Source organism: Undibacterium sp. KW1 (assembly GCF_009937955.1).
GTDB lineage: Bacteria > Pseudomonadota > Gammaproteobacteria > Burkholderiales > Burkholderiaceae_D > Undibacterium.
This window is the reverse complement of sequence record NZ_AP018439.1, coordinates 6,370,102-6,384,184: the sequence shown is the minus strand read 5'-3', so window position 1 is coordinate 6,384,184 and position 14,083 is coordinate 6,370,102. Positions and strand designations below refer to the sequence as shown.

Genomic DNA, 14,083 nt, shown 5'->3' with positions numbered 1-14,083 from the left:
TCGGTTCATTTTGCACACCATACTCAAGGAGTAATCATGAAAGCAAGACATACTTATCTGATCGCCAGCACAGTGCTGACGCTCATGCTGGCAGGCTGTGGCGGTAGTTCCAGCCCCGCAACCAGTACCACGACGCCCGGTACTGGCACCGGAACAGGGACGACCACACCTACGGTCATCGATACCTTCACGCAGTATGTGCTGAACCTGTTCGGTGCAGCGGATACGGCAGAACCGCAATCCATCGATGCAGTGGTAGTCACAGCGCCGGAAGCAACTGAACCTGTCAGTGTCAACTAGACAGACCGTGGTAGCCAACTGAAGTTGCGGGCTCAGGACATGTTATTTTCTGCATGTCTTGAGTCCGCCCATGAATTTTGAGATGCAAAAAATATGCACCTGCCTCGATTCTTTTCTGCGCTGTTGATCATGTTCAGCCTTGTCAGCCTTGCCTTTGATGCGCAAGCAACGCCATTTATTCCGAGCAATGGCAAGCAGGTGCTGGAACAATTGCCATCCCGCACAGACCCGGCGCAACGTGCCTTTGCCGAATTGCGCAAACGTCTGGCAGCAAACCCAAACAACCCCGCCGTTACAAGCGAACTGGCACAAACTTATATCAATGCTGCCCGCAATGACGGTGACCCGCGTTATCTAGGCTATGCACAGGCAGTATTGAAACCCTGGTGGAGTTTGCCAAATCCACCCATCAGCGTGTTGGTGTTGCGTGCCACCATACTGCAAAGTACACACCAATTTCCTGAAGCCCTGCTAGACCTGAACAATGTCTTGAAGCAGGACAGGGACAATGCCCAGGCCTGGCTAACGCGTGCCACGGTCTTGCAAGTACAGGGCCAGTTTGCCCAGGCCAAAGCCAGTTGCATGCACCTTTATCCTCTGGCACCTGAAGTGGTCACGCTGACCTGCCTGCATAATGTCGGCAGCCTGAATGGCGACGCTACCAACAGTTATGCAACGCTTGCTACAGCCTACAAAAAATATGAAAAAAATGCAGATAGCGATGCAGGGACAAAAATCTGGGTCACGACACTGCTGGCAGAAATGGCTGCCAGACTGGGCGATGTCATTGCAGCCGAAGCCTGGTATCAGACAGCCCTGACACTGGCATCACCAGACAGCTATCTGCTGGGTTCTTATGCCGACTTTTTACTGGATCAACAAAGACCTGCTGAAGTCGTCAAGCTGTTGAAAGAAAAAACCAGGGTCGATGCATTATTGCTGCGCTATGCGCTGGCCTTGAAAGTACAAAAATCGCCGCTTGCAGCCGGGCAAATCAGCTTGCTCGATCAGCGTTTTGAAGCCGCCATGCTGCGCGGCGACACTGTGCACCAGCGCGAGCAGGCGCGCTATGAATTACATTTAAAAAACCACCCGGCCATCGCCCTGAAACTGGCGCAACTGAATTGGGCCATACAAAAAGAAACCGCAGACTTGCGTATCTTGCTGGAAGCCGCCGCTGCACATGAACCTCAGGCTGCTGCACCAGCACTGGCATGGCTGAAGCAAAATAAACTGCAAGACCTGACGCTTAAACCTGTGCTCGCCAGACTGGGAGCCAACTCATGACATTCATCACCAAGCGCTTGCTTGCACGCAGTTTTATTCTGGCACTGCTGTTCAGTATGTTCAGCTTGCCTGCCCATGCCCACAAGCCCAGCGACAGTTACCTGACCTTGCGTGCCGACCAGACTGGTATCCATGGTCAATGGGATATCGCCTTGCGCGACCTCGACTTTGCCATAGGCCTGGATGAAGACGGCAATGGCGAGCTTACCTGGGATGAAGTACGCAGCAAGCATGCAGACATCGCCGCCTATGCACTCGCCAGGCTGAAGATCACTGCGGGTGAGCAGCCATGCCCGTTGACAGCAGGCCAACAATTGATAGACCAGCATAGCGATGGTGCTTATACCGTATTGATGTTTGACAGCACCTGCATTGCTGAAAAAATCAAAGTGCAGTACCAGTTATTTTTTGACCTCGATACCCAGCACAAAGGCTTGCTGCGTCTGGTGAACCAGAAGGATGTAACAAGCACCGCGATCTTCAGCCCCGAACAGGCCAGCCAGGAATTTGTCGCGGCAGAGGTCAACAAGTGGCAGCAATTCAGCGATTATATTTTTCATGGTATCTGGCATATCTGGATAGGTTTTGATCACATCCTGTTTTTATTGTCCTTGTTATTGCCTGCGGTACTGGTACTGCAGGCAGGTAAATGGCAAGCTGCCAGCAGCTTTAAAGCAGCCGCCATCGATGTCTTGAAGATAGTCACGGCATTTACTGTTGCCCACTCGATTACCCTGACACTGGCTGCGCTGAATGTACTGGCGTTGCCATCACGGCTGGTGGAATCCGCGATTGCCGCATCCGTCATTTTGGCAGCGCTGAATAATTTGTTGCCGCTGTTCCAGGGCAGGCGCTGGCTGGTGGCATTTACTTTTGGTCTTATCCACGGCTTTGGTTTTGCCAGCGTGCTGGCTGACCTTGGCTTGCCGCAATCGGCACTGATGCTGGCATTGGTTGGCTTTAACCTGGGTGTGGAAATAGGGCAACTGACCATCGTTGCAGGCTTTTTACCGCTGGCTTATCTGCTGCGCCGCCACTGGCTGCATCAGCGCGCCATCGTGCAGGTGGGTTCAGTGCTGATCATCCTGATTGCGCTGCTGTGGTTCATCGAGCGTGCCTTCAACATGCGTCTGATTTCATCTTAACTACAGACCTGTCCCCGGCTGTTTTCTATTTATACCGATATGGTTATGAGTGCAGTAGAAAACAGCATATTTTAAATATATTGCGGTGCTAGAATAAAGCTTCTGACTCTGGTTGATTGCCAGGGCTGGTGCATATAAATTCAACCGGGGATATTAATGAAAAGCAAACTGAGTCTGCTCTTGCTGGCTGCGCTGGGTGCCAATGCGGGTGCGCAGGAAAATCTGAACTATCAAAAACCGCCGCAAGCGATACTGGAGCTGGCTGACTTCCAGCGCGCACCTGTCGTGAGCATGGATAGTCACAGAAAGATGCTGCTGCTCAGTTATCGCAATACTTATAAATCACTGAATGATCTGAGCCAGACTGAAATGCGTCTGGCCGGTTTGCGCATCAACCCGGTTACCAACATCTCCAGTACGCTAACGTATGTCAATAATCTGAAGCTACGTAAAGTCGATGCGACAGAAGAAATACAGGTCAAAGGTTTGCCACAAAACCCGCTGATCAGCCATGTCAAATGGTCGCCGAATGAAAAGAAGATTGCCTTCACCAATACAGCAGCCAAAGGTGTAGAGCTGTGGGTCATCGATGTGGAAACAGCAACAGCAAAAAAACTGACAGAAGCCAACCTGAATGCCAATCTGGGCGCGCCGTTTGACTGGTACAGGGATAGTGACGGCCTGCTCATCAAGGTCTTGCCCAAGAACCGCCCGGCCTTGCTGGATGCCAGCAAGGATTTGCCAAGCGGCCCTATCATCTCCACATCCAGCGGTGCGGCATCGCAGAACCGCACTTATGCTGATCTGTTGAAGAACCAGAATGACGAAAGCAATTTCGTCAACCTGACAACTTCTGAGCTGCATAAAGTCAGCCTGAATGGCAAGAGCAGTTTATTCAAGAAGGCTGATATGTTTGCTGGAGTCAGCTTTTCTCCTGACGGCAAATACCTGCAGATCAGTACCATACAAAAACCTTTCTCTTACGTGGTTCCGCTTGATCGTTTCCCATCAAAAACCATCGTCAGCGATTTGGCTGGCAAGCAGATCAAGGTCGTTGATGAATCACCTTTGCATGAAATCATCCCCAAGGGTTTTAGTGCTGTTGCAGTTGGCAAACGGCAGCTGGACTGGCGCGCAGACAAGGCAGCCAGCCTGACTTATGTACAGGCGCTTGATGGCGGTGACCCGGCCAATAAGACAGAGTTCCGCGATGAAGTGTTTTCCTGGGATGCGCCTTTCGACAAGCCAGCTATCTCGCTGGTAAAAGTCGCGCAGCGTTATAACGGCATCGTCTGGGGTAATGACAATTTGGCGGTTGTCAGTGATGGCTGGTATGACACACGCAATACCAAGGCCTATCTGTTCAACCCGTCCAATCCGGCAGAAGCACCACGCCTGATCTCTGACCGTAACATGCAGGATATCTATTCTGATCCTGGCCGCTTTGAAACCAAATACAACCAGTATCACCGCCGTGTGCTGGCGATAGAAGATAACAAGGCCTATCTGCTGGGCGCTGGTCATACCAAAAAAGGTCAGTTCCCTTTCATCGATGAACTCGATCTGGCCAGCCTGAAAAAGAACCGCCTGTATCAATCGACTTATACCGACAAGGTAGAAAACATCGTCTCGATAGAAGATGTCAAAAAAGGCGATGTGCTGGTGCAGATACAGTCGAAGACTGAATACCCGAATTATTACTTCCGTAATATCAAGGGCGGCAATCAACTCACACCCGTAACGCAATTCAAGAACCCATTCATGGGCTTGAAGGATGTCTCGAAAGAAGTCATCAAATACAAGCGCAAGGACGGCGTGGAATTGTCTGGCACCCTGTACCTGCCTGCCAATTACGACAAGAGCAAGAAAGACAAACTGCCTTTGCTGATCTGGGCCTACCCGGCAGAATTCAAGGACAAGAATTCTGCAGGACAAAGCAAGCATAATGAAAACCTGTTCACCTTCCCCAGCTACGCATCATTCATCTATTGGGTAGCACGCGGCTATGCAGTACTCGATGACGCGGCCTTCCCCATCATCGGCGAGGGCAAGACCGAGCCGAACGATAACTTCATCCCGCAACTGGTCGATAATGCCGAAGCGGCGATTGATGCTGTGGATGCTCTGGGTTATATAGACCGCAAGCGTGTTGCCGTTGGCGGCCATTCTTATGGTGCCTTCATGACAGCAAACCTGTTGACGCATTCAAAACTGTTTGCCTGCGGTATTGCACGCAGTGGTGCTTATAACCGTACGCTGACGCCATTTGGCTTCCAGAGTGAGCAACGCAATTACTGGGAAAGCCCTGAGGTGTATACCAAGATGTCACCATTCATGAATGCAGACAAAATGAAGACGCCACTGTTGCTGGTACATGGCGAAGCCGATAATAATCCCGGTACATTTACCCTGCAGACCGAGCGCTATTTCCAGGCCCTGAAAGGCCTGGGCGCACCGGTACGCATGGTGATACTACCGAAGGAAAGCCATAGTTATGCAGCCAGGGAAAACATTATGCATTTGTTGTGGGAACAGGATCAGTTCCTGGAAAAATGCCTGAAGAAATAAATATTATTAGTATCGATGATTTTTGTATGAAATCCCAGCTTACTCCAGCTGGGATTTTTTTATTTTTAGATAACAATAAACTTGCAATTTCATTTAAATGCCTATTTTTTTTAATCGCATCTTTGATATGATGAAAAATCAAAAATTGCTAAGGCAATATATATGAAACACGATACCCAAACTTCTAATCTTGTAGATTCAGAAGAATTTAAGAAGGCAATTGAATCAATTGTCACTAGTTTCGGATTTGCAGTTCACGATCAAGACCCGCCTCGGATAATTTCTTGTTCTTGCTTTTTCTTAATAATTAACGGCGTTTGGGTAATGTGCACTGCAGCTCATATTCTGGATGACATCGAAAAACTATCAGCCAAAGGAATCTCACTTTCAAAATGGCATATTAATGACGTTTTTTCTAAAAATGAAAACTCCTTCGCATATCCGTTCGACATTACTAAACGAAATCAGTTAAGAATACGAAACGACGATCTTGGATTAGATTATTGTTTGATTCAAGTCGAAGAGTTAGCCATCAAGAACATGAGCCAAAGTGGGGTAAGGGCAATAAATCGTGAAATGATTGGTGATGCAAAAACTGCTGACAAATGGGTCGTAACTGGATTTCCATCTCAATTTTTGCAAAAAGATGGCACAAGAATTAAACAAAAACATTTTTTTGTGGAAGCCACACCCACTGCCAGACCGACTAATCTAGAAAAAGATAAAAACGTTCACTCACTATTTGGAAAACTTGCGCTATCAAAAGTGCCTAATAGCGAGGTTATTGATCTGGATGGAATGAGCGGTGGACCTATATTCGGTCTTTATAAAAACGAAGATGGTAAATTTGGCGTCAAATTAGTGGCTATGCAAAGCGGATGGTTTCCTGAATCACATATTATTACAGCATGTCCTATTTCACCCTTTCTTGACGCAATAGATCAGCTTATAAAAGATGAACAAGATGGAATATCAGTGATAGCTTAATTGCTATTTACAGAGCACTTTTTTATTGAAATTAGCAATAACATTAAAAAATCACAGGATAGTTGTTTTGAAATATTGGGGTCAATAAAGCACAGCTCAGTATTTTTACTGAGCTGCTTTGCTCAATCGATTAACGTTCTATCGCCAGCGCCACACCCATGCCACCACCGATACACAAGCTCGCCAGGCCTTTTTTGGCATCGCGTCGTATCATTTCATGGATCAGGCTGACCAGGATGCGGGCACCTGATGCGCCGATAGGGTGACCAATCGCAATCGCACCGCCATTGACATTGATCTTGCTGGTGTCCCAGCCCATTTCTTTATTGACGCCGATTGCCTGTGCGGCAAAGGCTTCATTGATTTCCATCAAATCCAGGTCCTGATGTGTCCAGCCTGCTTTTTTGAGGCAGAGCTGGGCGGCGGGTACCGGGCCCATGCCCATGATGGTAGGATCGACACCGGCAGAAGAGTAGGCCTTGATACGGGCCAGCACTGGCAAACCCAGTTGCTCGGCTCTTTGTGCAGTCATCATGATGACTGCAGCAGCACCATCATTGAGGCCAGATGCATTACCTGCAGTGACGGTACCATTCTTGTCAAATGCCGGGCGCAGGGATGCCAAAGATTCCAGCGTGGTGCCATGCTTGATGAATTCATCAGTATCAAACACTGTCGTGCCTTTTTTGCTGACCAGTTCAAAAGGTATGATTTCATCCTTGAACTTGCCGGCTTTTTGCGCGGCTTCTGCCTTGTTTTGGGATGCCAGGGCAAACAGGTCTTGCTCTTCACGCGTCACACCGTATTTCTTGGCGACGTTTTCTGCCGTGATACCCATGTGGTATTGGTTATACACATCCCACAGGCCGTCAACGATCATGGTATCGACCAGCTTGGCGTCGCCCATGCGGAAGCCATCACGCGAGCCATTCAATACATGTGGAGAAGCGCTCATGTTTTCCTGACCGCCGGCGATGATGATGTCAGCATCGCCAGCCTTGATGGCTTGTGCTGCCAGATGAGTCGCTTTGAGGCCGCTGCCGCATACCTTGTTGATGGTGAAAGCCGGTACCATGTCTGGCAAACCGGCACGGATGACAGCCTGGCGGGCGGCATTCTGGCCTACGCCGGCGGTCAGTACCTGACCCAGGATGACTTCACTGATCAGATCGCCGCTCAGGCCGGTTTTTGCCAGCAAGGCCTTGATGACATGGGAGCCCAGGTCGGAAGCAGCGGTTTTTGCCAAAGAGCCACCAAATTTGCCTACTGCAGTACGGCCTGCAGCTACGATTACCACGTCTTGCATGTGAATTCTCCTGGTTTTGTCCCTGAGTTCAGGGGATGGTCAAATAAATGCTGCTTAATTCTGTACTAAGTCCTGCATATAGAATACATGCTCTAGCTTACCACTGCTCGCGCCCGGCTGAGTTTACGGGCTTTAAAAAAGATAGTGTTTTGCCATGTGTGGTTCTTGATCCTGCTCAAAACCATGCGCTTTATACATGCGCTTTATACATGCGCTGCGACCCTGGCCAATACCAGTTCTGCCATTGGTGACAGGCTACGTCTTGCCAGGCTGACCACACCAATTTCTGCCTGCATGGTTTGCCAGCCATCGGCCTTGAGCTCAATCAGCTCACCGGAACCGAGTTCTTCTGCCACCGCTGCCTGAGTACACAGGAGTATTGCGTCGCTATGTCTGACCACATGTTTGAGTACATAGATATTGTCGCAAGTCGTCACCAGTGGCAGGTCCTGGCCGGACTCCAGGCCAAACGCCTTGCGCATGGCAGGCATGAAAATATCTGCCAGATACACGCTGGCATAACTGGCGCTTTGCAAGTCTTGCAGGCTCAATTTCGCTTTCAAGGTCAGTGGGTGCTCACGGCGGCAATACAGACCACCGGTTTGCCGGGTAAGAGGCCTGAGCTGTATATGCTTGTCCGGTCTCAGGCTGCGGGTGTCGGCGATAAAAAATTCCAGCTTTTCTGCCAGCAGATGTTCCATCAGGGTGTCGCTATTATTGACTTCGAGCACGGTACGCATGCGTGGGTAGTTACTAGCCAGTTCAGTCAGTACCGCTGGCAAAAAACTGGCGGCAGGAAAAGGCCCGGCCCCAAAAATGATCTGGCCACTTTCACCATCGCGCAGTTGTGCCATTTCCTGTTTGAGGTTATTTGCCGCATACAGCAAATCACGGGCGCGCGTAATCAGTTGCCTGCCAGCAGCAGTGGCCGTGGCACCAGCCTGGTCACGGTCAAACAGGCGCATGCCCAGCTCATCTTCGAGACCCGAAATACTACGGCTCAATGCCGGCTGGCTAAGATTGAGCTTGTCAGCGGCACGGGCAAAATTGCCTTGCTCTGCAAGTACGACGACATGTCGGAGTTTTTTCAGGTTCATCAGCAGACCATACCTTTAAGGCATCAACGCGATGATTATAATGCACTGGACGTATGGGCTTAAGTGTCCGACACTGCTCAGTATCACGAGCCGATCACGAGCCGGTTAAGAGGGGGGGAGATATGGCAGATCAGTCAGACAATCGGTCAGGTAATATCAGCCGCAGAAAAGTACTGGCCGCGATGGCGGGCACAGGCCTGGCGGCAGCCTTTGGCGACGTGGCCGACCGGCAACACAGGCCGAGCAGCATACCCAAGGTGCCGGGAGCAATGACAGCCCAAGGCTTGCGCCAGCGGCGGCCGAATATCCTGCTGATCGTGAATGATCAGTTACGCCACTGGCAAGACTTGCCGTCTGGCCTGGGCTTGTCTGCCCATGAAATGCTGCTGGAACAAGGCACAGGCATGATGAATTTCCATGCAAATACCACGCCTTGTTCGCCTTCACGCTCGAATATGTATTTTGGCCAACATACCCAGCACACCCTGATGACGGCAAATGTCGATGCGCCACCTTCTTTTCCCAAACTGGCAGATGACTTGCCCAGCCTCGGGCATTTGTTGAGGGCCCAGGCTTATTACACCGCCTACAAGGGTAAATGGCATTTAAGCCATGTACGCCCTGATTCTGGCCTGGTGTATGGACCTTATCCAACGACAGAAAATGCGCTTGAACCCTACGGTTTTTCTGACTACAACGCCGATGGCGATCCCCATGGTTCTACCTGGACCGGCTACCGCTATGACGGGCAAATCGCCAGCAATGCGGTACAGTGGTTGAGCACGAAAGGGCGCGCCATGCGCGGCAAGCAGCCCTGGTTTCTGGCGGTGAATTTTGTGAATCCACATGATGTCATGTATGTCAGCACTGGCGATGCACAAGTGGCCAGCCGGCAGCAGCGCAATATGTTGTCGCCCTTATCGACCCCACCCACAGGCGGTGTTTACGACAAATACTGGGATCTGCCTTTGCCAGACAGTTATTACCAGGATAAATTGATCGGCAAACCCTGGGCCACCAGCTCTTACATAGAAATGTGTAACTGGCTATACGGCCATATAGACCCCAACGATGAAGCGGCCTGGCGCGCCTATCAAAGTTATTACTTCAATTGCGTACGCGATGTTGATAGCCATGCCCTGACGGTATTGCAGGCACTGAAAAAGCTGGGCATGGATAAGGACACCATCGTCATCTATACATCGGACCATGGAGAAATGGCAGGTGCCCACAAGCTGCGCCAGAAGGGGCCCTTCATGTATAAGGAAAACATGCGCCTGCCCTTCATCGTGCGCCACCCTGATGTGGCGGGTGGCAAGATGACGAATGCACTGGGTTCACATATGGACTTAGTGCCCACCATCCTTGGCATGGCTGGCGTAGATGCGCATGCACTTGCAGAAAAATATCCTTATCTGAAGGGTGTCGATATCAGTGCCGCCATCAGCACAACTGGCGCGACCACAGAGCGCGATAAAAAAGGTATCTTGTTCAACTACGGCGTCCCTCTGTATATGGACCCGGAATTTTCACGCAAGGGGGCAAAAACCGGCAAGATATATAACAAGCTGAACTCGCTTTTCATCGGTTTTGAAAGCGGCCAGTTTTTACCTAGTCTGGAAAACCCGGCCCTGTTCCGCGGCATCCATGATGGCCGTTATAAATTTGCCCGTTATTTCAAACCTGCCGATCATCACCAGCCACGTGACTGGCAAAATCTGAGGACACGTAACCAGCTAGAGCTTTATGATACGCAAACCGACCCGAATGAAATCACCAACCTGGCCGCCAGCCCTGAGCAGCACAAGGATTTGCTGCTGGACTTGAATCAGAGATTGAATACATTGATCAGTACTGAAGTGGGAGATGATCTGGGCAGGGAATTACCAGGGCCTGCATTTTTATATCAACAGAGAGAAAGCTAATAAAAAGCCAATAAGTAGGGGAGACCATGCAAGAAAAAATAATACGCAAGATCCTGTATGTCAGCGGCACTGTCACCATGCTGGCGGGCGTGCAGTTTATCGCGCCCACGTTGTTCCTGCAGGCATCAGGCATGCAGGTAGGTGATGTGACTGGCCTGTTCTTTGCACGGCACTGGGGTTTGATGGCTTTAGTGTTGGGTGCGCTGATTATCTATGCGGTTAGACAAACGCAGGCAAGAAGGGCGATTTTATTGGCAGCAGCAGTTGAGAAACTGGGGCTGGTGATCATGGTCGCCATCAACTGGGCAGAGCCAGCCTTGCAGGGTCTGCACACTGCCGCTTTTTTTGATGGTGCTTGCGTGGTGCTGTATTTGATTTATTTATTGGGTAAACAACCGAATCAGCAAGCGTCAACCTGAATTCCAGCTACCCATGAAAAAATCCCCTCATGCGAACATCAGGGGATTTTTTACTGCAACTCAATTTACATTGAGTCTGAATCTGCAATTGCTAAATTATTTCTTTTTAGCAGTTGCTTTTTCAGCCGCTTGTGTGAACTGCTGGGTAGCCTTGGTCAGGTTTTCTTCCAGAGTTTGTACAGCTTGCTTGGTTGTTTTGGACAGTTGCTCGTAGCCTGCGTTGATGTTGCCAACAACAGATTTCAAGGCTGTAACAGCTTGTTCGGAACCAGCTGGTGCATTTTTAGTTACTTCGTCGATCAGGGAAATCACTTTAGTGTTTGTTTCAGCGATGTGCGCTTCAACAGCTTTAGTGAATTCTTGCTGAGTTGCTGTAGTGATGCTTGCCAGGTGACGGCCATAAGCCAGTGCTTTTTCAGCGTTTGGCTGAGCTTGTGCTGCAGACAAAGTGAAAAATTCTTGTGGGTCTTTGGCGCTCAGCAATTGCTTGGCAGCAGCAGTACCTTCTTCCAGGCTGGCTTTAGCAGCATTGACGTTCAGGGCAAACAACTGCTCCAGACCTTCAAATGCTTTTTTGTTCAGGGAAGTCAGGGAAGCGAATTGCGCTTCCAGGTTAGCTTTCGTCGTAGCGATAAATTGTTCTGGTGTATTGGTAGTCATAACATTCTCCGGTAAATGGAATTAAGTGGCTTAACAGCGTTAATGATCGGCAGCGCTTTCCACGAATTATTGAATGGTGCACCGCAACAAATACGATTTTACACTTAGAATTTAAAACGTCAAGCACTTTTTGTGCATCGCACCAAAATTAGCTAAATGATATTTTCAGATATCTATCTGCTTTTCCTGTCATTACTCACCCTGCTTACTCTTTAGGCATCCACCTGACATGGACGCGACCCACCAATATTGCTATTTTGAAAATTTTCTCTCCAGCATCAATAAGGCCTCTTTATTCTGTAAGCCACCCGCATAACCGGTCAATGCGCCATTGCTGGCGATGACCCTGTGGCAGGGAACGATGATGGATAAAGGATTACGCCCATTCGCCGCCCCCACTGCGCGCACCGCCCTGGGTCTGGCTATACCCTGTGCCAGTGCCAGATAACTGCTGGTCTGGGCAAACGGGATGCGACGCAAGGCTGCCCATACTTCTTGCTGAAAGTCCGTGCCTGCCGATAAGTCCAGCGGCAAATCAAAATCCTGGCGCTGCCCGGCGAAGTATTCCTGCAGTTGCTGACGTGCCTGGTTCAGGATGGGATCAGATTCATCCTCCTGCCAGCCTGCGCTGCCTTTGAAGTGTTTGTGATTTTCAAAATACACACCACTGAGGCCACGCTCACTGGCGGCTAACAGTAATTGCCCTATCTGGCTGTTGTAGTTCAGGTATTTCATGATCTTTCCTTATTGTTGACTTAATGATTGCCATAACAGCAGTGCCGCATAAGCCCGCCACGGTGCCCAGGGCTGGGCGACAGCCAGTAATTGTTTTTCAGTCAGGCGCTCGCTTGCTGGTGTTGTTGGTGTCGTCGGGCTTGCCGGGGTTGCCAGTATTGCGGCAGCTTTTTGCAGACCCAGGTCACCTGCCGGAAAGGCATCCGAAAAACGCAGGGCGCGCATGGCAATATATTGTGCGGTCCACTCACCTATGCCTTTGACGGTCTTGAGCCTGGCTACCATCTCGTCCGAGCTGGCCGCCAACTGCCTTTGCAAGCCACCTTCAAGGGCAAACCGGGCAATGTTTTGCAGTGTGGCAGCGCGGGCACCGGGTATGCCTATGCCCGCCAGTTGGTCTATCGACAAGCCAACAATGGTTTGCGGGCTGGGGAAATGATGGGTGACAGTAGCAAACGGGGTAAGCACTGGCTGACCAAAGCGGGTCACCAGCCTGCCCGCTACCGTGGTAGCGCCGGCCACGCTGACTTGCTGGCCCAGCACGGCACGGATGGCCAGCTCAAAACTGTTGAAGGCACCGGGCACACGCATGCCGGGCGTGCGCAGGATTTGCCCGGCCAGCAGGCTGTCTGATTGCAAATGGCTCTGGATGACGGCGGGATTGGCCTCCAGATCAAATTGCTGCCTGACTCTCGCCATGAGTGGCATGAGTACCGGTGCCAGTGAAGGTGAGACTTGCAGGCTGAGTTGCTGTTTGGAGGGCAGATGGGCGACTTTGAGCCAGCCTTCCAGCCCTTCCATCTGTACGCTGCGTACATAGGCCTTCCCGCCTTTTTCATCGATGACGGCTTCCAGCCCCGGCATGGCGCGCCCGGCAAGGTAAGTGATCACTGCGTCCCATGCATAGGGTGGGCGGTAAGCCAGCTTCAGGCAAACACCTTCGCCTGCGCTGTCGGCAGCACGCCGTATTGATCCCGGGGCCATTTGATAGCGTTCTGAAAACAGGGCATTGAAACGCCTGACACTGCCAAAACCGGCAGCAAAGGCGATCTCTGCCATGCCTAGCTGAGTCTCTTGCAACAGTTTTTTGGCAAACAACAGGCGCTGGGTCTGGGCTAGTTCTACCGGTGTCACGCCAAACTCTTGCAGCATGACGCGGCGCAACTGGCGTGAAGACAGGCCAATCTGTTCAGAGAAGCTTTCTATATCGGTTTCATTCAGGGCACCATCAGCGATTCTTTGCCAGATCGCATGGGCAAGATTTTGCTGTATCGCATACGGTGCCAGCTCAGGGCGGCAACGCAGGCAGGGGCGAAAACCGGCAGCCTCTGCCGCTGCTGCGCTGCTGAAAAACTCGCAGGACGATTCACGCGGCGTCTTGACGCCACACACCGGGCGGCAATACACACCGGTGGTTTTAACGCCGGTAAAAAACACCCCATCGAAACGGCTGTCCTTGGCGGCGAGGGCACGGTAATAACATTGCTTTTGCGTCAAACCCTCACTGGCCTCAGTCAGCATCAGGCTGGTCGCATCGGGCGGCACTGCCGCCTGAGCTTTGCCCTGCATGGTAGGTATCTGCTGTTCCATAGCCGCCACTTTCTTGTGCGTAATCAATTCCGGGATAGTTAAAATTATGTACCCAATTTGCAAA

The 14,083-nt window shown here is 50.7% G+C and carries 12 protein-coding genes; 7 read left to right on the top strand and 5 right to left on the bottom strand.

Annotation, left to right across the window (positions count from 1 at the left end; all coding sequences use genetic code 11):
• Positions 1 to 36: 36 nt before the first annotated feature.
• The 5 genes from UNDKW_RS28810 (at position 37) to UNDKW_RS28790 (ending at position 6,287) form a co-directional block, all read left to right on the top strand.
• Complete coding sequence (locus UNDKW_RS28810; protein WP_162061581.1) at positions 37 to 300, top strand: hypothetical protein; 264 nt, start codon at positions 37 to 39, stop codon at positions 298 to 300.
• 93 nt (positions 301 to 393) lie between these two features.
• The gene (locus tag UNDKW_RS28805; RefSeq protein WP_232063162.1) at positions 394 to 1,587 is read left to right on the top strand and encodes a lipopolysaccharide assembly protein LapB; all 1,194 of its coding nucleotides are present in this window, start codon (positions 394 to 396) and stop codon (positions 1,585 to 1,587) included.
• Positions 1,584 to 2,732, top strand: coding sequence for a HupE/UreJ family protein (locus UNDKW_RS28800; protein ID WP_162061580.1), 1,149 nt, complete (start codon positions 1,584 to 1,586; stop codon positions 2,730 to 2,732). The genes UNDKW_RS28805 and UNDKW_RS28800 overlap by 4 nt, the downstream gene beginning before the upstream one ends.
• A gap of 156 nt (positions 2,733 to 2,888) precedes the next feature.
• Positions 2,889 to 5,300 carry a S9 family peptidase gene (locus tag UNDKW_RS28795; protein ID WP_162061579.1) on the top strand — a complete coding sequence of 804 codons (2,412 nt, stop codon included), beginning with the start codon at positions 2,889 to 2,891 and terminating at the stop codon, positions 5,298 to 5,300.
• A gap of 162 nt (positions 5,301 to 5,462) precedes the next feature.
• Positions 5,463 to 6,287 carry a hypothetical protein gene (locus UNDKW_RS28790; protein WP_162061578.1) on the top strand — a complete coding sequence of 275 codons (825 nt, stop codon included), beginning with the start codon at positions 5,463 to 5,465 and terminating at the stop codon, positions 6,285 to 6,287.
• Between the two features lie 130 nt (positions 6,288 to 6,417).
• Here UNDKW_RS28790 and UNDKW_RS28785 read toward each other — a convergent pair whose 3' ends face one another.
• Positions 6,418 to 7,593 (bottom strand): acetyl-CoA C-acetyltransferase, encoded by a 1,176-nt coding sequence (locus UNDKW_RS28785; protein ID WP_162061577.1) that lies wholly within the window; start codon positions 7,591 to 7,593, stop codon positions 6,418 to 6,420.
• A gap of 203 nt (positions 7,594 to 7,796) precedes the next feature.
• A complete protein-coding gene (locus UNDKW_RS28780) occupies positions 7,797 to 8,690 on the bottom strand; it encodes a LysR family transcriptional regulator (RefSeq protein WP_162061576.1) in 894 nt (297 codons plus the stop codon).
• 122 nt (positions 8,691 to 8,812) lie between these two features.
• Between UNDKW_RS28780 and UNDKW_RS28775 the strand changes: the two genes are divergently transcribed.
• Positions 8,813 to 10,615, top strand: coding sequence for a sulfatase-like hydrolase/transferase (locus UNDKW_RS28775; RefSeq protein WP_162061575.1), 1,803 nt, complete (start codon positions 8,813 to 8,815; stop codon positions 10,613 to 10,615).
• Between the two features lie 26 nt (positions 10,616 to 10,641).
• Positions 10,642 to 11,034, top strand: a complete 393-nt coding sequence (locus tag UNDKW_RS28770) for a hypothetical protein (RefSeq protein ID WP_162061574.1) — start codon at positions 10,642 to 10,644, stop codon at positions 11,032 to 11,034.
• Between the two features lie 96 nt (positions 11,035 to 11,130).
• On the opposite strand, the gene UNDKW_RS28765 is transcribed toward UNDKW_RS28770, so the two are convergent.
• From UNDKW_RS28765 to UNDKW_RS28755, 3 genes are all read right to left on the bottom strand, one after another.
• On the bottom strand, positions 11,131 to 11,694 hold the full coding sequence (locus tag UNDKW_RS28765; protein WP_162044231.1) for a phasin family protein: 564 nt from the start codon (positions 11,692 to 11,694) through the stop codon (positions 11,131 to 11,133).
• A gap of 252 nt (positions 11,695 to 11,946) precedes the next feature.
• A complete protein-coding gene (locus UNDKW_RS28760) occupies positions 11,947 to 12,429 on the bottom strand; it encodes a methylated-DNA--[protein]-cysteine S-methyltransferase (RefSeq protein ID WP_162061573.1) in 483 nt (160 codons plus the stop codon).
• A gap of 9 nt (positions 12,430 to 12,438) precedes the next feature.
• Complete coding sequence (locus UNDKW_RS28755; RefSeq protein WP_232063161.1) at positions 12,439 to 14,019, bottom strand: DNA-3-methyladenine glycosylase 2 family protein; 1,581 nt, start codon at positions 14,017 to 14,019, stop codon at positions 12,439 to 12,441.
• Positions 14,020 to 14,083 lie beyond the last annotated feature (64 nt).

Coding starts and splice junctions, on each gene's coding strand:
- UNDKW_RS28810 (WP_162061581.1), top strand. CDS start 37: ATGAAAGCAAGACATACTTATCTGATCGCCAGCACAGTGCTGACGCTC.
- UNDKW_RS28805 (WP_232063162.1), top strand. CDS start 394: ATGCACCTGCCTCGATTCTTTTCTGCGCTGTTGATCATGTTCAGCCTT.
- UNDKW_RS28800 (WP_162061580.1), top strand. CDS start 1,584: ATGACATTCATCACCAAGCGCTTGCTTGCACGCAGTTTTATTCTGGCA.
- UNDKW_RS28795 (WP_162061579.1), top strand. CDS start 2,889: ATGAAAAGCAAACTGAGTCTGCTCTTGCTGGCTGCGCTGGGTGCCAAT.
- UNDKW_RS28790 (WP_162061578.1), top strand. CDS start 5,463: ATGAAACACGATACCCAAACTTCTAATCTTGTAGATTCAGAAGAATTT.
- UNDKW_RS28785 (WP_162061577.1), bottom strand. CDS start 7,593: ATGCAAGACGTGGTAATCGTAGCTGCAGGCCGTACTGCAGTAGGCAAA.
- UNDKW_RS28780 (WP_162061576.1), bottom strand. CDS start 8,690: ATGAACCTGAAAAAACTCCGACATGTCGTCGTACTTGCAGAGCAAGGC.
- UNDKW_RS28775 (WP_162061575.1), top strand. CDS start 8,813: ATGGCAGATCAGTCAGACAATCGGTCAGGTAATATCAGCCGCAGAAAA.
- UNDKW_RS28770 (WP_162061574.1), top strand. CDS start 10,642: ATGCAAGAAAAAATAATACGCAAGATCCTGTATGTCAGCGGCACTGTC.
- UNDKW_RS28765 (WP_162044231.1), bottom strand. CDS start 11,694: ATGACTACCAATACACCAGAACAATTTATCGCTACGACGAAAGCTAAC.
- UNDKW_RS28760 (WP_162061573.1), bottom strand. CDS start 12,429: ATGAAATACCTGAACTACAACAGCCAGATAGGGCAATTACTGTTAGCC.
- UNDKW_RS28755 (WP_232063161.1), bottom strand. CDS start 14,019: ATGGAACAGCAGATACCTACCATGCAGGGCAAAGCTCAGGCGGCAGTG.